The organism is Peribacillus sp. NPDC055009 (assembly GCF_053608705.1).
The window spans coordinates 19,631-39,581 of the sequence record NZ_JBSGVZ010000029.1 but is presented as its reverse complement, the minus strand read 5'-3'; the positions used below and the strand labels follow the sequence as shown (position 1 = coordinate 39,581).

The 19,951-nt window shown below is 39.1% G+C and carries 18 protein-coding genes and 1 pseudogene; 15 read left to right on the top strand and 4 right to left on the bottom strand.

Annotated elements, in window-relative coordinates:
* Nucleotide 1: 1 nt before the first annotated feature.
* Nucleotides 2-223, bottom strand: a complete 222-nt coding sequence (locus tag ACWF5P_RS25660) for a hypothetical protein (protein ID WP_434169195.1) — start codon at nucleotides 221-223, stop codon at nucleotides 2-4.
* Between the two features lie 413 nt (nucleotides 224-636).
* On the opposite strand from ACWF5P_RS25660, the gene ACWF5P_RS25655 reads away from it, so the two are divergent.
* The 11 genes from ACWF5P_RS25655 (at nucleotide 637) to ACWF5P_RS25605 (ending at nucleotide 12,830) form a co-directional block, all read left to right on the top strand.
* Nucleotides 637-2,094, top strand: a complete 1,458-nt coding sequence (locus ACWF5P_RS25655) for a CoA-acylating methylmalonate-semialdehyde dehydrogenase (protein WP_434169196.1) — start codon at nucleotides 637-639, stop codon at nucleotides 2,092-2,094.
* Nucleotides 2,095-2,139: 45 nt separating this feature from the next.
* On the top strand, nucleotides 2,140-3,480 hold the full coding sequence (locus ACWF5P_RS25650) for an aspartate aminotransferase family protein (protein WP_434169645.1): 1,341 nt from the start codon (nucleotides 2,140-2,142) through the stop codon (nucleotides 3,478-3,480).
* Between the two features lie 320 nt (nucleotides 3,481-3,800).
* Nucleotides 3,801-5,282, top strand: coding sequence for an amino acid carrier protein (locus ACWF5P_RS25645; RefSeq protein ID WP_434169197.1), 1,482 nt, complete (start codon nucleotides 3,801-3,803; stop codon nucleotides 5,280-5,282).
* Nucleotides 5,283-5,412: 130 nt separating this feature from the next.
* Nucleotides 5,413-6,933: an aldehyde dehydrogenase family protein gene (locus ACWF5P_RS25640; protein ID WP_434169646.1), complete on the top strand. Its 1,521-nt coding sequence runs from the start codon at nucleotides 5,413-5,415 to the stop codon at nucleotides 6,931-6,933.
* A 45-nt stretch (nucleotides 6,934-6,978) separates the two neighbouring features.
* The gene (locus ACWF5P_RS25635) at nucleotides 6,979-8,166 is read left to right on the top strand and encodes an FAD-dependent oxidoreductase (RefSeq protein ID WP_434169198.1); all 1,188 of its coding nucleotides are present in this window, start codon (nucleotides 6,979-6,981) and stop codon (nucleotides 8,164-8,166) included.
* 45 nt (nucleotides 8,167-8,211) lie between these two features.
* The gene (dapA, locus tag ACWF5P_RS25630) at nucleotides 8,212-9,129 is read left to right on the top strand and encodes a 4-hydroxy-tetrahydrodipicolinate synthase (protein ID WP_434169200.1); all 918 of its coding nucleotides are present in this window, start codon (nucleotides 8,212-8,214) and stop codon (nucleotides 9,127-9,129) included.
* Between the two features lie 72 nt (nucleotides 9,130-9,201).
* A complete protein-coding gene (locus ACWF5P_RS25625; RefSeq protein WP_434169201.1) occupies nucleotides 9,202-9,990 on the top strand; it encodes an aspartate/glutamate racemase family protein in 789 nt (262 codons plus the stop codon).
* 296 nt (nucleotides 9,991-10,286) lie between these two features.
* Nucleotides 10,287-10,559 carry a (2Fe-2S)-binding protein gene (locus ACWF5P_RS25620; RefSeq protein ID WP_101221556.1) on the top strand — a complete coding sequence of 91 codons (273 nt, stop codon included), beginning with the start codon at nucleotides 10,287-10,289 and terminating at the stop codon, nucleotides 10,557-10,559.
* Nucleotides 10,556-10,891 (top strand): (2Fe-2S)-binding protein, encoded by a 336-nt coding sequence (locus tag ACWF5P_RS25615; RefSeq protein WP_434169202.1) that lies wholly within the window; start codon nucleotides 10,556-10,558, stop codon nucleotides 10,889-10,891. Before ACWF5P_RS25620 ends, ACWF5P_RS25615 begins: the two co-directional genes overlap by 4 nt.
* Nucleotides 10,888-12,099: an FAD-dependent oxidoreductase gene (locus ACWF5P_RS25610; protein WP_434169203.1), complete on the top strand. Its 1,212-nt coding sequence runs from the start codon at nucleotides 10,888-10,890 to the stop codon at nucleotides 12,097-12,099. The genes ACWF5P_RS25615 and ACWF5P_RS25610 overlap by 4 nt, the downstream gene beginning before the upstream one ends.
* 197 nt (nucleotides 12,100-12,296) lie before the next feature.
* The gene (locus ACWF5P_RS25605; protein ID WP_434169204.1) at nucleotides 12,297-12,830 is read left to right on the top strand and encodes an NAD(P)H-dependent oxidoreductase; all 534 of its coding nucleotides are present in this window, start codon (nucleotides 12,297-12,299) and stop codon (nucleotides 12,828-12,830) included.
* Nucleotides 12,831-13,116: 286 nt separating this feature from the next.
* Here the strand turns inward: ACWF5P_RS25605 and ACWF5P_RS25600 are convergent, their stop codons facing one another.
* Together ACWF5P_RS25600 and abc-f are read right to left on the bottom strand one after the other, a co-directional pair.
* Nucleotides 13,117-13,938, bottom strand: a complete 822-nt coding sequence (locus tag ACWF5P_RS25600) for a DUF2935 domain-containing protein (RefSeq protein ID WP_101221560.1) — start codon at nucleotides 13,936-13,938, stop codon at nucleotides 13,117-13,119.
* Nucleotides 13,939-14,207: 269 nt separating this feature from the next.
* Nucleotides 14,208-15,848 (bottom strand): ribosomal protection-like ABC-F family protein, encoded by a 1,641-nt coding sequence (gene abc-f, locus ACWF5P_RS25595; protein WP_452445461.1) that lies wholly within the window; start codon nucleotides 15,846-15,848, stop codon nucleotides 14,208-14,210.
* A 414-nt stretch (nucleotides 15,849-16,262) separates the two neighbouring features.
* Between abc-f and ACWF5P_RS25590 the strand changes: the two genes are divergently transcribed.
* On the top strand, nucleotides 16,263-17,033 hold the full coding sequence (locus tag ACWF5P_RS25590; RefSeq protein WP_452445460.1) for a GH25 family lysozyme: 771 nt from the start codon (nucleotides 16,263-16,265) through the stop codon (nucleotides 17,031-17,033).
* A gap of 46 nt (nucleotides 17,034-17,079) precedes the next feature.
* On the opposite strand, the gene ACWF5P_RS25585 is transcribed toward ACWF5P_RS25590, so the two are convergent.
* Nucleotides 17,080-17,259, bottom strand: a complete 180-nt coding sequence (locus tag ACWF5P_RS25585; protein ID WP_034313120.1) for an H-type small acid-soluble spore protein — start codon at nucleotides 17,257-17,259, stop codon at nucleotides 17,080-17,082.
* A gap of 227 nt (nucleotides 17,260-17,486) precedes the next feature.
* On the opposite strand from ACWF5P_RS25585, the gene blaOXA reads away from it, so the two are divergent.
* The 3 genes and pseudogenes from blaOXA to ACWF5P_RS25570 form a co-directional block, all read left to right on the top strand.
* Complete coding sequence (gene blaOXA / locus ACWF5P_RS25580) at nucleotides 17,487-18,299, top strand: class D beta-lactamase (protein WP_434169207.1); 813 nt, start codon at nucleotides 17,487-17,489, stop codon at nucleotides 18,297-18,299.
* Nucleotides 18,300-18,548: 249 nt separating this feature from the next.
* Nucleotides 18,549-19,298 carry a TerC family protein gene (locus ACWF5P_RS25575; RefSeq protein ID WP_101221564.1) on the top strand — a complete coding sequence of 250 codons (750 nt, stop codon included), beginning with the start codon at nucleotides 18,549-18,551 and terminating at the stop codon, nucleotides 19,296-19,298.
* A 346-nt stretch (nucleotides 19,299-19,644) separates the two neighbouring features.
* Nucleotides 19,645-19,776, top strand: a pseudogene (locus tag ACWF5P_RS25570) (BCCT family transporter); the annotation flags it as partial.
* Nucleotides 19,777-19,951: the final 175 nt, after the last annotated feature.

The following is a 19,951-nucleotide window of genomic DNA, read 5'->3' as shown; positions in this document are numbered from 1 at the left end:
ATCAAAATCTTTGTTGTAGGTAAGAGGTTGATAGGCCTGGCATTTCATAGCTGTAATTTATATACGAATACACCTCTGAATACATATCTTTCACCAAGTCGTAAATGAAAGTGAAGACAATGGAAGCCTCAATTTTACCAACCAAAAGGTTCGCCGGTACCAGTTGATCTAAAATAATCATTTCAAGTTGATCTCGTTGAATAGAATGATGTTTCGAAAGCATCCTCATTACCTCAAGTTTTAATAGATCTATTTTAAAACAAAAAAGACTGTAGGCAAAAGGAGTTCTATCTAAACTTTAAAAATAGTTGATTGGAGCGGGTGTGCGAGACTCCTGCGGGAATAGCGAGTCCAAGGGAGACCCCACAGGCGCATGTGCGCCGAGGAGGCTCCCGGACCGCCCGCGGAAAGCGAGCGCCCTACGTTCCAATCAACGTCCAAATTTGTACACTCTGTGAAATCCTTAAAAGGGTTTCTTTTTTTATGACAATATGTAAATAATTTCATCTACTCGTATTAATGTTGCAGAAAAAAATGACAGAATATTTTACACCTTGTCTAATGGTCTGTATTTATATAACCAATATAATGAGCTCAAGGTATTACTAAGTTTTCATAAAATAGGAGGTTTTAATAGTGGAATTAACGAAGGAAGTTCAAATGTTAAAGAACTATATAGGTGGACAATGGGTGGAATCGGCAAGTGAGCAAATTGAGGAAGTACCAAATCCAGCAACTGGAGAAATCATTGCCCGCATTCCAATTTCTACTCGTGAAGAATTAAACCAAGCGGTTTTGGCTGCTAAGGAAGCTTTTAAAAAATGGAGAAAAGTGGCTGTACCTCGACGTGCTCGAATTTTGTTCCGTTATCAACAATTATTAGTAGAGAATTGGGGGGATTTAGCAAAAATTATTACCCTGGAAAACGGAAAAAGTTATGCCGAAGCATACGGAGAAGTACAACGAGGGATTGAATGTGTAGAATTTGCCGCAGGTGCCCCTACTTTAATGATGGGAGATCAACTTCCTGATATTGCTACTGGTGTTGAGTCAGGCATGTATCGCTATCCAATTGGCGTTATTGGTGGAATCACACCTTTTAATTTTCCGATGATGGTTCCGTGCTGGATGTTCCCACTTGCCATTGCATGTGGAAACACTTTTGTATTGAAGCCATCTGAAAGAACACCATTGTTGGCTAATCGTTTAGCTGAATTATTTAAAGAAGCAGGACTTCCTGATGGGGTATTAAATATTGTCCATGGCGCACATGATGTGGTTAATGGCATTTTGGAAAATGAGGATATAAAAGCAGTATCTTTTGTAGGTTCTCAGCCTGTAGCTGAGTATATATACAAAACTGCAGCAGCTAACGGTAAACGTGTACAAGCTCTGGCAGGAGCAAAAAACCACTCAATCGTCATGCCCGATGCAGATCTGGACAACGCTGTAACGAATATTACCGGTGCTGCTTTTGGATCTGCAGGCGAGCGTTGTATGGCGGCTTCAGTAGTCGTTGCAGTTGGAGATGTTGGGGACGAATTAATCGATCGGCTTAAAAAAGCAGCTGATGAAATTACAATAGGAAACGGGATGGATGAAGGTGTGTTTCTTGGTCCTGTCATTCGTGAATCCCATAAAGAACGTACGCTCAGTTACATAGAAATTGGCAAGGCGGAAGGTGCTTCCTTAATTCGTGATGGAAGAAACGATGAAGGGAATGAGCAGGGATACTTTGTTGGACCTACGATTTTTGACAATGTAGAAACAGGAATGAAAATCTGGCAGGACGAAATTTTTGCTCCGGTACTGTCGATTGTTCGAGTGGACAGTTTAGAAGAAGCCATTGAACTGACAAACAAGTCTGAGTTCGCAAATGGCGCATGTTTATATACAGACAGTGCAAAAGTCATTCGTGAATTCCGTGAAGAAATTGATGCAGGCATGCTTGGCGTTAATCTTGGGGTTCCGGCTCCTATGGCGTTCTTCCCGTTCTCGGGCTATAAAAAATCCTTCTATGGCGATCTTCATGCAAATGGAAAAGACGGAGTGGAATTCTATACTCGAAAGAAAATGCTTACTGCCCGTTACTAAAAATTTGATTTAAAACCATAAAAGAATGGAACGGAGCGGATGATTGTGCAAATAACCGAACAAATGCAAAACCTACAGAAAATAGATGAAAAGTACCTTTGGCATGCAATGAGGGGAGCGGCTTCTAATCCGGCAAATATAATTGCCACAAGTGCAGAAGGAGCCTGGGTGACGGATATTGACGGCAACCGTTATTTAGATGGTATGTCCGGCCTGTGGTGTGTAAATGTAGGATACGGCCGGAAAGAACTTGCCGAAGCGGCTTTTGAACAACTTCAGGAAATGCCCTATTTCCCTTTAACGCAAAGTCATGTTCCAGCTATTAAATTAGCAGAGAAATTGAATGAATGGCTTGGTGATGATTACGTTATTTTCTTTTCCAATAGCGGATCAGAGGCGAACGAAACGGCATTCAAAATTGCCCGTCAATATCACCAGCAAAAAGGGGAGCAGGGGCGTTATAAGTTTATTTCACGCTATCGCGCTTATCATGGAAATTCAATGGGTGCTCTTGCAGCAACTGGCCAGGCGCAGCGAAAGTATAAATATGAGCCATTAGGGCAAGGCTTCTTGCATGTTGCACCGCCTGATACGTATCGCAATCCAGAAGATGCCCAAACACTGGCAAGCGCTGATGAAATCGACCGTGTTATGACATGGGAGCTAAGCGAAACAGTTGCTGGTGTGATTATGGAACCAATCATCACTGGAGGTGGAATACTAATGCCTCCAGATGGATACATGAAAAAAGTAAAGGAAATCTGTGAGAAGCATGGTGCGCTGCTTATTTGTGATGAAGTCATTTGCGGATTTGGACGGACAGGGAAAGCATTTGGGTTTATGAACTATGACGTCAAACCAGATATTATTACAATGGCAAAAGGAATTACCAGTGCGTATCTTCCTTTATCGGCAACAGCTGTAAAAAGAGAGATTTATGAGGCCTATACAGGCACAGATGATTATGACCGCTTTCGCCATGTAAACACGTTTGGAGGAAATCCAGCTGCCTGTGCCTTGGCTTTGAAAAACCTGGAAATCATGGAGAATGAAAACCTCATTGAATGTTCCAGAGAGTTAGGCGAAAGGCTGTTAAAGGAGCTGGAAGTATTAAAAAAGCATCCGAATGTGGGTGATGTACGCGGGAAAGGTCTTCTACTAGGGGTTGAACTGGTTGAAAATAAGGAAACAAAAGAGCCGGCTGGAGTCGGAAAAATGAACAAAGTGATACAGCTTTGTAAAGAAAAAGGCTTGTTAGTAGGGAAAAATGGCGACACGGTTGCAGGGTATAACAATGTTTTGCAACTCTCTCCTCCATTGAGCATTACGGAAGATGATTTTACATTTATAGTTAAAACGTTAACAGAAAGTATCTTTCAACTTTAAATAAGAGTATGTCGATACCACATAAAACGATGGGCCTAGTCCCATCGTTTTATCTATATAAGAAGAAGCGAAAAATAACTTTAAAAGATGTTTATTCCAATTGAAGAATATGAACGGTTCGTTTTTCTCTCATTTTATTATAAAAAGTAAGATCATTAAGAATGTAAATGGTGGGTGTAAGACCAATAAACTAAAAAGCTTGACACAGTGTCTAATGTTAAAATTTTGTGAATATTTTATTTTTAAATGAATGTTTCATTAATTTTAAAGCTTATGTGGAGGATGATGGAGCAAAAAAATAAGTGAAGAGGTGCTTGTTTGTGGAGAATTTAGTAAATTGGCTCAATGGATATGTGTGGAGTCCATTGCTTGTGTATGGATTTTTAGGGCTGGGGCTGCTTTTTTCTATTTTTACACGATTTGTTCAGTTAAGGTTTGTGAAAGACATGATTAAGCTGTCCTTCGAAGGAGGAGATTCAAAAGCAGGGGTTACGTCTTTTCAAGCACTGGCTATGTCATTGGGCAGCCGGGTTGGCACCGGGAATATAGCAGGCGTGGCTACTGCCATTGCCTTAGGAGGGCCCGGAGCGATTTTTTGGATGTGGGTTACCGCCTTTTTGGGCAGCGCCACTTCGTTCATCGAGATTACGCTTACTCAGATCTACAAAAGAAAGATCGATGGGCAGTACCGGGGCGGGACACCTTATTACATAGAAAAGGGACTGAAGCTCAGGAAGCTTGCCATTTTATCGGCCATTCTCACTTTAATTGTGATGAGCTGTTTATGGCCGGGTGTCCAGGCTAATACAGTGGCGTTAACAATGAACAGCGCTTTTGGAATGCCTCCTATGTTAACTGGCATCAGTATCATTGTGCTGCTGGGGTTTATCATTTTTGGCGGCGTAAAGCGGATTGCCAAAACCGCAGAAATCATGGTTCCGTTTATGGCGCTTGGCTATATTCTCGTTTGTATTATCGTGTTAAGTCTGAACTTTTCCCACATTCCCAGTGTGCTATCGCTGATTTTCACCAGTGCTTTTAATTTAAACTCCACTTTCGGCGGATTGATGGGTTCTGCGATAGCATGGGGCGTACAAAGAGGGGTTTATTCGAGTGGAGCTGGAATAGGCAGTGAAACGTTTGAATCAGGAGCAGCGGAAGTATCCCACCCAGCTAAACAAGGACTGGTTCAAGTCTTCTCTGTTTATATTAATACGTTATTTATCTGTTCTGCAACCGCATTCATGATTCTGATCACAGGTATGTACAATGTGGAACCGGAAGGCGCGGCACCTATTGTGAATAAGATTGGAAACGTTGAGCCATCTGTGTATACACAGCTCGCTGTTGATTCTGTCCTGCCGCAATTTGGTGCGGGCTTCCTGGCGATCTCTTTATTCTTTTTCTGTTTTACCACGCTGCTGTCTTATTATTACAAAGCAGAAACAAACCTTGCTTTTCTGACACAAAGCAAAAAAACAAAGTCTAGTTGGCCGAACCATGTCTTAAAAGTTGTCTTATTGATCACTTCATTTTACGGAAGTGTTAAAACAGCAGCTGTTGTGTGGGCAATGGGTGATTTGGGGATGGGGGCCATGGCCTGGGTAAACCTTGTTGCGATTTTTCTTCTGACCAAGCCTGCATTACGGGTGTTAAGAGATTATGAAGTGCAGAAAAGAGCAGGGAAAGACCCCGTTTTTAACCCGACAAAGCTGGGAATCCAAGGTGCCGAATTTTGGGAGGGGAAATATAAAGAAACTGAGGATCCGGTTAGGCGATCTGATCAAAGAAAGCTTAGTTAATGCCAGATGCGTCCAAGAATTTGAGAAAGATATTTTACACACTGTCCAATGAAGAATATGGCAATCTAATTTATCTTTAACTTATACAAAAGTTATAAAACATGTAATTTCATAGAAGAGGTGAATCTTGATGATTTTGGAAACAGCAGACATTAAATCCGTTTTAACTAGCAGCAACACTACTCAGAAGATGTATATTAACGGTGAATGGGTTCTAAGTGAATCAAATCAAACAAGTAAAATCGTTAACCCTGCAAATGGAGAGTTAATTGGAACAGTTACTGTTGGAACAGAAGAAGATGCTAAAAAAGCAATTGAGTCTGCACGAAAGGCATTCTATGAAAATGGATGGATGAATAGCAGAGCTCGAGATCGTGCAGAACTTCTTCTACAAATTTCAAATAAGCTGGAAGAAAGAAAAGAAGAATTTGCTTATTTAGAAACATTGAATAATGGAAAAACATTAAGGGAGTCACTGGGCGATGTTGAAGACGCAGTAAACCAATTACGTTACTATGCGGGATTAGCGACAAAACCACATGGCCAAACTTATGATGTGCCGGATGACATTCAGGCAATGGTTGTTCGTGAAGCAATCGGCGTGGTGGGGATAATTGTTCCTTGGAACTATCCATTAGTAATGGCAAACCAAAAAATTGCTGCAGCAATCGCTGCAGGCTGCTCAATAGTGGTGAAACCAGCAGAGATAACACCACTTTCCCTCATCCGCTTGTTTGAAATTATTGATGAGATTGGCTTTCCTCCTGGTGTTGTTAATTTAGTTTTAGGTTCTGGAAGAAAAGTTGGCGCAGAATTAGTTTCTAATCCAAATGTAGATAAAATCTCCTTTACTGGCGGTACTGATACAGGAATTAAACTGATGAAATCAGCAGCAGATACAGTGAAAAAGATTAGTTTGGAATTAGGTGGGAAATCCCCTAATATCGTCTTTGCTGATGCAGATTTTGATGCGGCTGTTGATTATGCATTATACGCCATTTTTGCAAATCAAGGCCAGGTGTGTTCGGCAGGATCACGTTTACTATTAGAAGAGAGTCTATATGAAAAATTCGTACCTGAACTAGTTAGACGTGCGAAGATGATTAAAATAGGTCCAGGTTGGAATGATGGTATTGAAATGGGACCTTTAGTCTCGGAAGCACATATGAACACCGTACTTAATTACATTGAAATTGGAAAAAATGAAGGAGCAACTCTGCTTTGTGGGGGCAATCGAATGATCGAAGGTGACTTTGAAAAAGGTTATTTTGTTGAACCGACCATCTTTGGAGATACGACCCCTGATATGCGTATTGTTCAGGAAGAGATTTTTGGCCCTGTGTTAGCCATTCAAACGTTTAAAACCGAAAAGGAAGCGATTGAACTAGCAAATGGTACAGCGTTTGGTTTAGCAGGAGCTGTTTTCTCTCAAGACGGTGCCAAAGCACAGCGGGTCATTCGCCAATTACGTGCAGGAATTACATGGATCAATACGTATCACCCAACTTTTAACGAAGCGCCTTGGGGCGGGTACAAACAAAGCGGAATTGGAAGAGACTTGGGCACATATGGTTTTGAAGAATACCTTGAAACAAAGCAAATCAACATAAATCTAAAAGTAGAACCATCAGGTTTTTTTGAGGGGAAATAAATAATAGTAAGGGAGAGTGATCCTACTTGGAAAGGAGGCAGATATATGAAAAGTTATGACGTCATTGTCATTGGGGCAGGAGTAATCGGATCTAGCGTAGCGTATCATTTAGCGAAAAAAGGACTTGATGTTGCATTGATTGAAAAAGGCGGTGTTGCATCAGGTACTTCCAGTAGATGTGACGCAGTGGCGCTAATTTGTGATAAAAAACCAGGTATTGATACCGAAATAGGTTATGCAAGTATCCAGCTTTTCAAACAATTGGCTAAAGAGTTTTCAGTAGATTTTGAATTTGCATCACGAGGAAGTTTATATGTTTGTGAAACAGATCAAGAGCTCGAAATTGCTAAAGGATATGTTTCTCAACAAGCAAAAGATGGTTATGATATGCGCATGGTCGATAGAAATGAATTGCAGCAAATTGAACCATATTTAGCTGATGATTTAGCTGGTGGGATTTGGACAGAAGTAGATTCCTCCATGAATCCGTACAAACTATGTTATGCATTTGTTGAAGAAGGAAGAAAGCTAGGGTTGGAGGTTTATGACTATCATTCTGTTCAGAATATTACACTGGATGTCAAAGGACGGATTGAAAGTGTAGTGACAGACCGGGGCACATTTAAAACAAATAGGATTGTGAACTGTGCCGGTGTATGGTCACCTAAGATAGCAGAAATGGTAGGGGTTTACATACCGATCAGGCCAAGAAAAGGAATGGTATTGATCTCCGAGAAAACGCCATTCAAAGTAGCCAGCCAGAAAGTGCATGAATTCGGATATATGTTATCAAAATTCGAAGATATCCAGTTTAAAAGAAACGTAAGTGAATTAGTTGAAAAACATAATGTGGCTTTTACCATTGAACCGACTGACGCCAATAACTTCTTGGTTGGGGGCCACAGGGCATTCAAAGGTTATAACATCAATTCCGAAATCGAAGTTATGCACGCAATAGCAGAAAGGGCTATCCGATTTTTGCCGAAACTAAAGGAAATTAACTGTATAAGAGCTTATGCAGGAGTACGGCCTTGGGTTGAGGATCACCTTCCTATTGTATCGGAAGTAGAAGAAGTACCAGGTTTCTTTATTGCCAGCGGGCATGAAGGAGACGGTATCAGCATGGCTCCCATTACAGGAAGAATGGTAACGCAGTTGATTGCAGGCGAACAAACAGACTTTAACATTGATAAACTGAATTTTTCTAGATATAAGAAAGCGAACGCAGTTTAATAACAAAAGTAAGTTCTACATATTAGAAAACAGGAGGAATAAATTATGAGTATTGCACCTAAAGGAATTTTTGTACCATTAATTACCCCGTTCAATGAGGATGAAACGATTGATTTCCAGTCTTATAAGAAAGTAATTGACTTTCAAGTCGAAAGCGGAGTCCATGGTCTTCTGGTTGGAGGCACAACAGGAGAATACCACGTTATGTCATTGGAGGAACGCAAAAGTTTAATCAAGGCTGGCTGTGATTTTGCCGCAGGAAGAGTACCTGTGATGGCAGGTGTTGGATGCTCAACTGCCAAGGAAACGATCGAGCTTGCCAATTATGCTGCAGAATGCGGCGCTACATGGGGATTGGCTTTGCCTCCTTATTACCATAAAACAAGTGAAGAAGGAATTCGTGAATTTTTCAAGGAAGTGGCTGAAAAATCAAATGTCGGAATCGTCATTTACAATTATCCAGGTGCAACGAGTGTTACCATTTCACCTGAAATGATTTATGAATTGAGCCAGGAAGAAAACATTGTAAGTGTCAAAGAATCTGCTGATTTTGGTCACTTATGTGAAGTTGTGGCTTTGACGAAGGATGTCGAAAACTTTACTGTATTCACGGGTGAAGAACACTTTATACTTCCTACTTTCTCTATTGGAGGACAGGGTGCTTTTGGAATTCTCGTCAACATGCTTCCTAAGGAACTTGTAGAGTTGTACGAACTGGTCGTTGAGAAGAGTGATATAAATGCTGCACGTGATTTGAACCGAAAATTATCAGGTTTCTATGGCCTAATGGAGGCGGAAGGCAATCCATATCCAGGTCCGGTAAAAGCAGGCATGGACTTGATCGGAATTAAAGGAGGAAATGTGAGAAAGCCTTTAACACAACCTACTGAAGAAATGAAAATAATGCTTAAAGAGGAACTGGTCAAGTTAGGATATGAAATTAAATCACTGACAGAAGCGTAAGGTGAATAAAATAAGATTAGGAGTTTCAGAGAATACATTTTTATTCTCTGAAACTATAAGGAGGGGCCGTAATTGACTACCAAATCATTGGGCAATGAACGGGAGTATGGCTACTTAGAAAAGGAAAGCCAGATTATCACCATGAAAAAAGGGCAATATGTAGCGGGATATTCAGTTGGTATACTTTATTTAGATGAATGCTGGTATCCGGTTTTACCTGGAAATGTTGCAAACCTTTCTACCTACGACTTTCCTGTACGGCTAAAAGTAGTGCCAGACTGTAACCAAGAAAGAATCCATGCAGGTGATCCTACACTGCTGGACGACATTATAAAAGCAGCAAAAGAATTTGAAGCAGAAGGTGCTCGTGCCATATGTGCAGCATGTGGTTTTTTCGGAAACTTTCAAGACAAAGTAGCAGCAGCTGTTGATATCCCAGTTTATCTTTCAAGTGTTGTTCAAGTACCTTGGATAAAAACAGGATTGAAACCAAGTCAAAAAATAGGCATGTTGACAGCGGATGCGCATGGAATTACGCCAAATTTATTTAAAAGCTGTGGAATAGATGATCCTAACATTTGTGTAGTGAAAGATCTAGGCAGATTGCCGGAATTTTCAGCCATTATTGAAAGCAGAGGATCTTTTGATAACGAAAAAGTAAGAAGAGAAGTAGTAGAAGCGGCTGTTAAGATGGTAAATGAAAACCCGGATATTGGAGCCATTCTGCTTGAATGCAGTGATTTACCGCCATATGCAGCTGATATTCAAAGGGCCGTTAAGCTTCCAGTATTTGATTTCATTACGATGATCAAATGGGCTCATTTTGCTACCAGTCAGAAACCATATAATGGTTTTATTTAAAAAATAAGGACAAGCAAACAAACGTAGCATGTAAATAGTGAAATCCAGGTTTTAACATATCTTCTGATGTGCTGCTCTATATTGTACGTATGAGGCATCTAACGTTCTCTTCTGCGTAAAAATAGTTGGTTGCGCATCTATTTTTACACTAGAAGAATGTTGATGTCTTTTCTTCTAAATAAATGACTTATAAGGAATTACTAGATTCCTTTTATGAGAAATTGCAGTTTCTAACACAATTCAAAAAAACCTAAAAAAATAGACCGGCTATTTTGAAAGTAGTGGAGGTGTGTTCAATGAATGAACAACATACAATAGTATGCAGATGCGAAGAAATTACAATGAATGAAATAAAAGAAACCATTGAACAGTTTCATTGTTCTTCACGTGAAGTGAAATTGCGAACACGTGCAGGAATGGGCTCTTGTGGAGGGCGCACTTGCCGTACCGTAATTGATCGATTAGTAGATCAGCTGGGGGGACCAGCTATTTCTAATGAAGTGCCACTTAGCTACCGTCCTCCTGTTCGCCCTGTTTCATTCGGTGTTTTAGGAGGAGAAAAAGAATGAATTCTATGAGAGTGGAACATCATCCTGTTCTCGGGGATCTTAACAATCAAGAAGAAATTAAGATTTACTTTGATGGTCAACAATATACGGCACGCGTTGGTGATACAATTGCCTCTGCCTTGCTCGCATGTGGAATTCGAACTCTTCGCCTTCATGAAGACAAAGCAACGCCACGTGGGATTTACTGCAATATTGGCCACTGTTTTGAATGTCGAGTAAGGGTGAATGGGAAAAATACAGTTCGTGCTTGTTTAACACCAGTGGAAAACGAGATGCAAATTGAATCAGGTACAGCTCTTCCTGCCTCTTTATTAAAAGGAGGTACATTATGATTGATGTAGTTATTGTAGGCGCAGGACCCGCTGGACTAGGCGCAGCTATTGCAGCTGCAGAACATGGGCTACAAGTATGCGTGGTGGATGAGTTTTTAAAGCCTGGAGGCCGTTTATTAGGGCAATTGCATGAAGAGCCTGATGGTAAATGGGTGAATGGTATCGAAGAAGCCAAAAAACTTTATAACCAAGCCGTTCAACTGGGCGTGGATATCCTTTGCGGAATATCCGTGTATGATTTAAAAAAAATAGAAAATGGCTGGTGTGTGTATACCACTGATAAAATAATAGAGTCAAAATGTCTTTTACTTGCTACAGGAGCATCAGAAACTCCTGTTCCTATCCCGGGATGGACTCTTCCAGGAGTAATGTCGATCGGAGCCGCTCAGGTGATGGGAAACGTGCATCGCGTGAAGCCGGGAGAAAAAGGGATTATAATTGGTGTTAATGTACTCTCTGTAGCAATTGCGAGAGAATTGCAATTGTGTGGAGTTCATGTTGAAAGTATTTTACTTCCTAATGCGGGTATTTTAGCTGGAAATGCTGCTCAGCCAGAAAAAATGATGGAATCGCTTCTAAGGCTATCACATTTAGCTCCTTCACCTATATTACGGTTTGGAGGAAAGCTGGTAAGTCCAAAACTGGGTGCGCGTTTTTTCCCGAAAAATGGATTTAAAATGTGGGGTATTCCTATACAGCTACGTAAAAGCGCTCTTGAAATATATGGAGAAAACCAAGTCGAGGGTGTCCGAATTGCGGAAATTTCTGTTAACGGAGAAGTTGTTCCTGGAACAGAAAAAACAGTATCTGCTGATTTTGTCTGTATTGCGGGCGGCCTTACACCATTGTCCGAACTTGCGGCTGTTGCTGGGTGCTCTTTCTGCTATGTTCCTGAACTGGGAGGACATGTTCCGTTGCACAATGAATTTATGCAGACCAATCTAAAAGGTTTATATGTAGCCGGCAATATCACAGGAGTTGAAAGCGCTAAGGTGGCCAGGGCTCAAGGAACAGTGGCTGGACTTACGATTGCAGGTGAACTTAATGCATTAGCGGGACGTGCTGATGCAAAGATTAAAGCAGCAATTGCAGAGGTTATTGAAACACGACGCAAAGCGCTAATCCAATTCCAGCCAGGAATTGAAGAAGCACGTACGGAACTTCATCATAAATTTTATGAAGAGCGTGGGAAAAGAGTCTTGGTCTGATTGCGGATAATTAGGGACTGTTAGTCGGTTGTTACTAAATACAAGTATATCTTGTGCTATGCAAAAAAAATTCAACCTCCCGTAATAGAAAAAGGTCTAATGCGGGCGTAGTCGGTTGACTTTTCAGAAGATTGTATTCCTGATTAGTTTTTTGTTAGGTTAAGGTTTTTCAAAAACTATACTTGGAGGATTAATAAATGAAGGTTTTAGTCATTGTAGCTCATCCAAATATTGAAGAGTCGATTGTGAACAGAACATGGCTAAGAGAATTGAAGCAGCATCCCGCTGTAACTGTTCATGAACTATATAAGGAATATCCAGATGAAAAAATTGATATTGAAAGAGAGCAAAGGCTATGTGAAGAACATGATCGGATTGTTTGGCAGTTTCCGTTCTATTGGTACAGCTCTCCGCCACTTCTTAAAAAATGGCAGGATGGGGTACTCACACATGGATGGGCTTATGGTTCAAACGGGAATAAATTACATAATAAAGAGCTCATTTTAGCAGTATCGACTGGAAGTGCAAAAGAAAGGTACAAAGCGGGTGGGCGTAATAATTATTCTATGAGTGAACTCTTAAAGCCTTTCCAAGCAACAAGTAATCTAATAGGTACAAAATTTTTACCGCCATTTATTTTCAATGGAACATATACCGCAAATGACGAAGAGATTGAAGAAAGTGCAAACGCATATATGGATTATATTTTTACTAAGGATGTTTTACACTAAGAAATATTATATTTGCTATGTGTCTCATGCTCAAATAATAATAAAAGTATATTTAAAGTTTTTAGTTAAAGAACAAAGTAAAAAATATAAAAACAAAAATAATAGAAGGTTGTCCTATAAATATAAATCTATATTGAATCTTCATTTTAGGTTAATGGATACATTGGTGAATTCCCTGTCTTAACTTTTTACATATAAAAGCCCTTCTCTAAATCGAGAGGGGCAAATTTTCTTTATCCAATAATTGTAATTTTCCATATCCTTCATACTCAATTAATTGTATTTTTTAACCTGTAAGATGGGATTCAAACATATCGATTATTTCAAGGAAACGTTCGGCCTCACGGAAAACGTGATCAGCCAATAGTGGATGAATGATGCTCTTGATTTTGCATTCTTCGATTAAATCCCTGGCGGTTTTCTTAAAGTCTCGAAGTGATACGACGGACACACGGTTCTGATCTAGAAATTGATCCAGAAGAGGGGCCGTTTGAGATTGCGGTTTCATGGACTCTAAGTCTACGGCTTGAAAGACTAATTGATCAAAATCATTACTAAAGTTTCGCGCCATATCCACCAGCTTTCTTTCCGATGGATCAAGGAGATGTCCAATGAATTTTGCATGATCCGCCATTATTCTTAAAAAGAATACATTTTCCTTGATGATGGCATCTGCAAGTGGTTTCAATTTACCTTCATTTAATTCTATTAATCGTTTTCTAAAATAATTGGCTTCTCTGCTTGTATGGTCGACTAGAAGTGGGAAGTTGTTTGCACCAGGCAGTTTACAGGTGAGTATTAATCCTAATACCTTCCTTTTAAACAAAAATATGCCTGTGGCAGCTTGTTGCACCTCCGCGTTAAATCTTCTGATTTGTTCTGGATCAGCTTGATTTGTAAATGAATGGGATTGCTGTTCTATCCGTTCAAATAAAAGATAAAACTGATTAGCTTCCTCAATTAACTGTGTATCTTCACATCTAAAACCTAGTCTTAGAAATAACGAGTGTTCCTTCATTATTCTTGACCAAAAACGAATCTCATCTAAGGAGCGTTCAACAAACATTCCAGAGTTATTCCTCATAGCTTCCTGTGCGTTCTCACTCATAACTAAGGCCCCCTCTTAAAACATAACCATCATTCAATCTTATTAACAAGGGGACAATAGTATTCTGCTCAATTTGCAAATTGTATCATTACGGATATCCTTTTAGCACCTCAAATCAATTGGTTCTTGATGTTCAAGGTGTGTAAAAAATTCCTGAACGATCGGAGACTGTACTTTGTTCGGCAGGACTTCAGGGTAATATCTAAAAAACCCTTAGAACTAATTCATTTCTAAGGGTTAACATCCAGTACATTAAGTTACAGTGATAGTCATTTGTCACCAAGTTCATTTATTTTTTTCGTAAGCTCATTAAACCTCTTATCGAGTTCCGTGTACGCTTTATCATTTGGCGTCATAAAGCTAAGCTTTCCCAAAACTTCCTGTCTTTCTGTTTCAAGTGTTAATCGCAGTTCTTCCAAATCATCTCTTTTGGAGGATGATGATTCATACAATTGCTTTTGTATGCGATTATTCGAAATGACAAGTTTGCTGCTTGTCGTTTTTTCGAGAAAATATCTATCATGCGAAACGACGATAAGCGTTCCAGTATAATGTGCTAAGGTTTCTTCAAGTTGTTCCCGTGAAGCTAAGTCCAGATGATTTGTCGGCTCATCCAAAATAAGCACATCTTTTTCTTCCAATATATATTCCATTAACTTACATTTCACGCGTTCACCCATACTCATATTCTTAATGGGTTCTGTCCAATGAGACGCCGTGAAGCCTAAATGCTTCATTAAAGTTTGAACGTCCCCTCTCGACTCGAAAGTATCTTTATGAAAAAGCTGGGCGGGTGTAAGTTCAAGTGGTAAATCAAACACTTCTTGCGTCAAATAGCCTATTTTTGCGGATGGTGAAATCCATACATCGCCCGCAAAAGTTTCATGTCCAAGAATTATTTTTAATAATGTCGTCTTTCCGCTGCCGTTTGGGCCTATAATGGAAATCTGCTCACCATGCTGAATCGTGAAATTGACGTTTTTAAACAGTGTTCGCCCGCTAAAAGTCTTAGTTAAATTCTTAACTTCCAAAAAACGTTTTCCCGTCTTGTTTTTTGTTTTAATTGAAAAGCGTACAGTATATTCTGATTCAACAGGTTCAGCTTTTACTTTTTCAAGCTCTTTTTCAAGACGCTTTTGTTTAGATTTTACCTGTGCATCCATTCGCTTCGCTTTCACGCGATAGTATTCCTTAACTCCTTCCTTTTTCGTCGATTGTGAATGGGCTTTTTTTGACCAGGAAGTGATTTCATTCATTTGTCCCTCGATCCGTTCAACCATTTTTTGCTGTTTTTCATATTCACGTTGTTGTGTAAGTCTTTTCTGTTTGCGAACCTCCATATAACTAGAATAATTCCCTCTGTGCTCAATTAGCTTTTTATCTTCAATCGACCAAATTTTCGTTGCAACAGCATCCAAAAAATAACGATCGTGCGAAACAAAAATAATGGTACCTCTATAATTCTTAATTTGTTCATTGAGGAATCCTAAACTGGCCTCATCAAGATGGTTCGTAGGTTCATCTAATAGTAAAAGGTCTGCACCTTTAGAAAGCCCTTTTGCTAGCCGGGCCTTTATTTTTTCTCCTCCGCTTAATTGTAGGAAGTCATGGCTTGGTACATGCATTTTATCCAGTAATTTAACTTCGGTAGGCGTTTTATCTTCTGAAGAATGCGACTCGACTTCTTGTTCAACCATAAAAACTTTCAAGTCTTGCTGTAGCCATTGGATTTGTCCATGTACAGGCTCTAAATCATTGTTAATTAAATGCAGCAACGTAGATTTACCGGCACCATTTTTGCCAATGATACCGATGATTTCCCCTTGTTGAACACTAGCATTAACATTTTCAAAAATGTTATGGTCCAATACTTCAAAGCTGATATTGGTTAACTTTAATAGTTCTTTCATATAATTATCCCTCTCCTTAAAGGGAGAATAAAAAAAATCCTCCCAGTTCTATGGAAGGATTAGCCGTACCTGTGCATTATCAAATAAGAGCTATTTTCATGATAGCTCTACAATTTATAGAAAATGGGCAGACTAATCCTATTTCGTATGATTTGAAATATGTGATTTCAAATTTTGAAAATAAGATTAGTTAATCATCGGCCACCCATCATCCCTTCTGATATTAATAAAATCAGTATAGCATAAAATAATCTTTGAAACCAAAAGGAAGCAACATAATACTTTTACATCATTTATATTTGTTTTAATTCAATCAAATATTTTATTATAAGGTGGGCAGTAGGACTGAATATTTCCTATAAAACTCATAAATATTTACCACCATAGGATTGTTTCCTTGAGGAGGTCATTAATATGGAATATATAAAGGGAATCGATGTTTCACATTGGCAAGGTGCTATTGATTGGGAGGAAGTTGCAAAGGCAGGCGTGAAGTTCGTGTTCATTAAAGCAACAGAGGGAACAAGTTATTCCAAGCTATCATATTTCAAAGAAAATGCACCACAAGCATTGTCAGTGGGATTGAAAGTCGGGGCCTATCACTATGCGAAGTTTGCAACTATTGCAGAAGCAAAGGCTGAGGCTGCTTATTTTTTAGATTCTATCAGCTCTTTTGCTTTAAATTATCCTGTTGTTCTTGATCTTGAAGAAAATAAAAAAAAGGCAAAGAAAAAAACGCTGACAGATGCAGCAATCGCGTTTTTGGAGGCTATTGAAGAAGCTGGATACACGGCTATGCTGTATACTGGTAAATACTTTCTCGAAAATACTTTAGATGAATCAAGGTTGACGAAATACGCTTTGTGGATTGCCAGATACAACAGCACGTTGGGACGTAGCACAGATATATGGCAGCATTCTGATTCAGGTAAGGTAAGTGGGATCAGCACAAAGGTGGATTTGAATATAGCCTATAGGGATTTTACAAATACAATAAATACTTTTAGGACGCACAACTCCCGTGCATTGAAAACTGAAACAACCACAACTTATACTGTAACAAAAGGCGACACACTTAGCTTCATTGCAAAAAAATATAAAACAACAGTAAAATCTCTTGTTAGTCTTAACGGAATTAAAGACCCCGACAAAATTTATATCGGTCAAAAATTAAGGTTGAAATAAGTAAAGGCTCTTCTCATTATGAGAGGAGCTCAGTTTTTAATGAATATTATATTTCTTTAAGTTCGTCAATTGCTACGTCTGATCTTTCCTCTAATGGGCCTCTTAGATGTACTGTAGCCGTTCTTCCATCTTCATTTAAATTATCAATCCATACTGAAGTGCCATTATATCTGACCTCAATGTCAGATGAAGAAGAAAGAATCTGTTTTACACGCTTAGCATCCATATAAATCCCTCCCTTAATTAGTCTACCTATTATTTGGGAAAAGCCATAATTTTATTCATTTGATTAATATTGCAACTAAATCATAAAAAGCGCAATGATGTTTAACTTTCCATTTATCTGCCGTGACTTTTTTAAAAATTAAGCATGTAAAGATGAGAATTCTTAATCTTAAAAATATTGAGTTTATCTGATAGAATGGATAGGATTGTAAATAATTTTTTGAGGTGATGAATTTGAAAAAACGCAGGCTTCTGGCAGCCTTTTTAATACTTATTGGCGCCTCCGTTATATTTACATGCATGCAGCAGCCAAGTGGAGCCAACGCCGCAAAAGATAAACTCAATATTAAGAAGCTCGACGTCGATGAATTTTTTGCTGAACGTGAAGGTACTTTTATATTACGTGAAGTGAAAAAAGGTAAGACTTTTATCTATAATAATGAACGGGCCGAACAAAGATTTGCGCCGCAATCGACTTTTAAGGTGCCTAATGCACTTATCGGATTGCAGGTCGGTGCCGTCGAGGATGAATATGACATTAAATATTGGGATGGCGTGAAAAGGGAAATTGAGATATGGAACAAGGATCATACGCTTGGGTCTGGTTTAAGGAACTCCGTTGTTTGGTATTATCAAGCAATGGCCCGTGACATTGGAGAGAGTCGAATGGAGGAATGGATTCATAAGATTTCTTATGGCAACCAAGATATTAGTGGAGGGATAGATCAGTTTTGGCTAAGCAGCTCACTCAAAATTTCTCCTATTGAACAAGTGGATTTCATGGCAAATTTATATGGAGAGAATCTTCCTTTTGATAAGGATGTCATGAAAACCGTTAAAAGGATGATGATCCAGACTGAAGGGGACAGCTATACACTATACGGAAAAACAGGGCAGGGGACAAACATTGGCTGGTATGTTGGTTTTATTGAAACAAAGGGAAGTGACTATGTTTTTGTAACGAATATCTCCGGTACATCGGCAGAAGCTAGGGAAATCACAAGGGACATTTTACAGAAATATCATTTAATGGCTGAATAGGTATTGATTTGGTGATTGCCGAAGTGTGAAGATAAAAATGCCAATGTGAACTTAGGCTAAGCAAAAAAGAATATAATATAGAGCTAATGGATGCTTACTATCAATAGGTGAGTTGCTTCGTTCAAACAGGGCTAACGGGACGGAAGGTTTGAATAAGGAAGTAGGTAAGGTGGGACAATATTGGAGGAGAAAGTGTTGTTGGGTTTGAAGTCATATACGCATTCTTATACATGCTTTTAGGGGGGTATCATGGAACTATCGTTATTATTGGAATATGGCTGGGTATTAATCATTCTAATTTTTTTAGAAGGTTTATTATCTGCTGATAATGCATTGGTTTTAGCCATCATGTCAAAGCATTTACCACAAGAACAGCAAAAAAAAGCGATTAATATTGGGTTGCTTTTGGCTTTTATATTTAGGATTGGTGCAATCTTCATCATTTCGTACCTTTTCCATGTTTGGCAAGTTCAAGCAATTGGGGCTGCATATTTGATTTTCATTTCATTAAAGCATTTACTAAAAAGGGACCACGGTGATAAAGAAAAAAAAGGGAAAAGCTACCGTATGACCGTTGCGCAAATTGCATTAGCTGATATTGCTTTTGCTATTGATTCCATTTTAGCTGCAGTCGCTCTTGTCATTGCCTTGCCAGATACACCGATGGGTGATATAGGAGGTATGGATGGGGCTAAATTCATTGTTATTTTGTTAGGAGCAATTGCAGGTTTAATCGTCATAAGGTTTGCTGCAGGATACTTCGTTAAGATACTGACAGAGCGGCCTAGCCTCGAAACGGCAGCCATGTTGATCGTTGGTTGGGTAGGGGTAAAGTTATTGATGCACACCCTTGCACATCCAGCCGTGCACATTATTTCTCATGATTTTGTTGAGGGACCGATTTGGAATATAATCTTTTGGTCAGTCATGCTTCTTATTGCAATAGGCGGATGGTTTTTATCTGGAAAAACAGTGAAAAACGATAAGCAAAATGACTAATGTTATTAGAATCAAAAAGAGTTGAAATAGTTCATTAAATTCCCTTATTTTAATAAATGAGCTCCTTAGGGTTATTTTTTGTTAACGTTATCTTTGCTAAATAAGAATTTGAGACCGACTTCAAATTTGAACTGCACCTCCAATTGTTAGACATCATTCTAACAATTGGAGGTGCTTTTTTGCCATTGCTGCCATATACCAGGGCCTTCCCGGCGGCAGTATTGCCTTGTTTGCCATAATCATTATTATCATTATTTTTCTTTCAGCTACACTAGATTCTTCGTCATTCACATTAGCAAGCGCAGCATCAAAAAAGTTGTCATTAGATCAATAGCCAGCTGGATGGCACAAAATATTTTGGGCATTGGACATAGAACTTGTAGCGTTTTCCATGATGTTTGGTGGAGGACTGCAAGTTCTTCAATCATTAGTAATCATTACCTCCGTTCCACTCATCTTAATTATGGCGATGGCATAGATATCTCTCATTAAATGGATTAAAGAGGATCAATCAGAAAGCAGCAGTATAGAAAAAACTATCAATGAACAACCTACAAAGCTAACATCTTAAAGTATAATTCATACTCAGAGGATACAGTATAAGGGATAAACGCCAACAGGCACCAGCTAAAAACAGCTGGTGCCTGTTTAGA

Excerpts from the sequence above, each read along its gene's own strand:
- ACWF5P_RS25660 (WP_434169195.1), bottom strand. The coding sequence starts at position 223 with ATGCTTTCGAAACATCATTCTATTCAACGAGATCAACTTGAAATGATT.
- ACWF5P_RS25640 (WP_434169646.1), top strand. The coding sequence starts at position 5,413 with ATGATTTTGGAAACAGCAGACATTAAATCCGTTTTAACTAGCAGCAAC.
- ACWF5P_RS25635 (WP_434169198.1), top strand. The coding sequence starts at position 6,979 with ATGAAAAGTTATGACGTCATTGTCATTGGGGCAGGAGTAATCGGATCT.
- dapA (WP_434169200.1), top strand. The coding sequence starts at position 8,212 with ATGAGTATTGCACCTAAAGGAATTTTTGTACCATTAATTACCCCGTTC.
- ACWF5P_RS25620 (WP_101221556.1), top strand. The coding sequence starts at position 10,287 with ATGAATGAACAACATACAATAGTATGCAGATGCGAAGAAATTACAATG.
- ACWF5P_RS25615 (WP_434169202.1), top strand. The coding sequence starts at position 10,556 with ATGAATTCTATGAGAGTGGAACATCATCCTGTTCTCGGGGATCTTAAC.
- ACWF5P_RS25610 (WP_434169203.1), top strand. The coding sequence starts at position 10,888 with ATGATTGATGTAGTTATTGTAGGCGCAGGACCCGCTGGACTAGGCGCA.
- ACWF5P_RS25605 (WP_434169204.1), top strand. The coding sequence starts at position 12,297 with ATGAAGGTTTTAGTCATTGTAGCTCATCCAAATATTGAAGAGTCGATT.
- ACWF5P_RS25600 (WP_101221560.1), bottom strand. The coding sequence starts at position 13,938 with ATGAGTGAGAACGCACAGGAAGCTATGAGGAATAACTCTGGAATGTTT.
- abc-f (WP_452445461.1), bottom strand. The coding sequence starts at position 15,848 with ATGAAAGAACTATTAAAGTTAACCAATATCAGCTTTGAAGTATTGGAC.
- ACWF5P_RS25590 (WP_452445460.1), top strand. The coding sequence starts at position 16,263 with ATGGAATATATAAAGGGAATCGATGTTTCACATTGGCAAGGTGCTATT.
- ACWF5P_RS25585 (WP_034313120.1), bottom strand. The coding sequence starts at position 17,259 with ATGGATGCTAAGCGTGTAAAACAGATTCTTTCTTCTTCATCTGACATT.
- blaOXA (WP_434169207.1), top strand. The coding sequence starts at position 17,487 with ATGAATTTGAAAAAACGCAGGCTTCTGGCAGCCTTTTTAATACTTATT.
- ACWF5P_RS25575 (WP_101221564.1), top strand. The coding sequence starts at position 18,549 with ATGGAACTATCGTTATTATTGGAATATGGCTGGGTATTAATCATTCTA.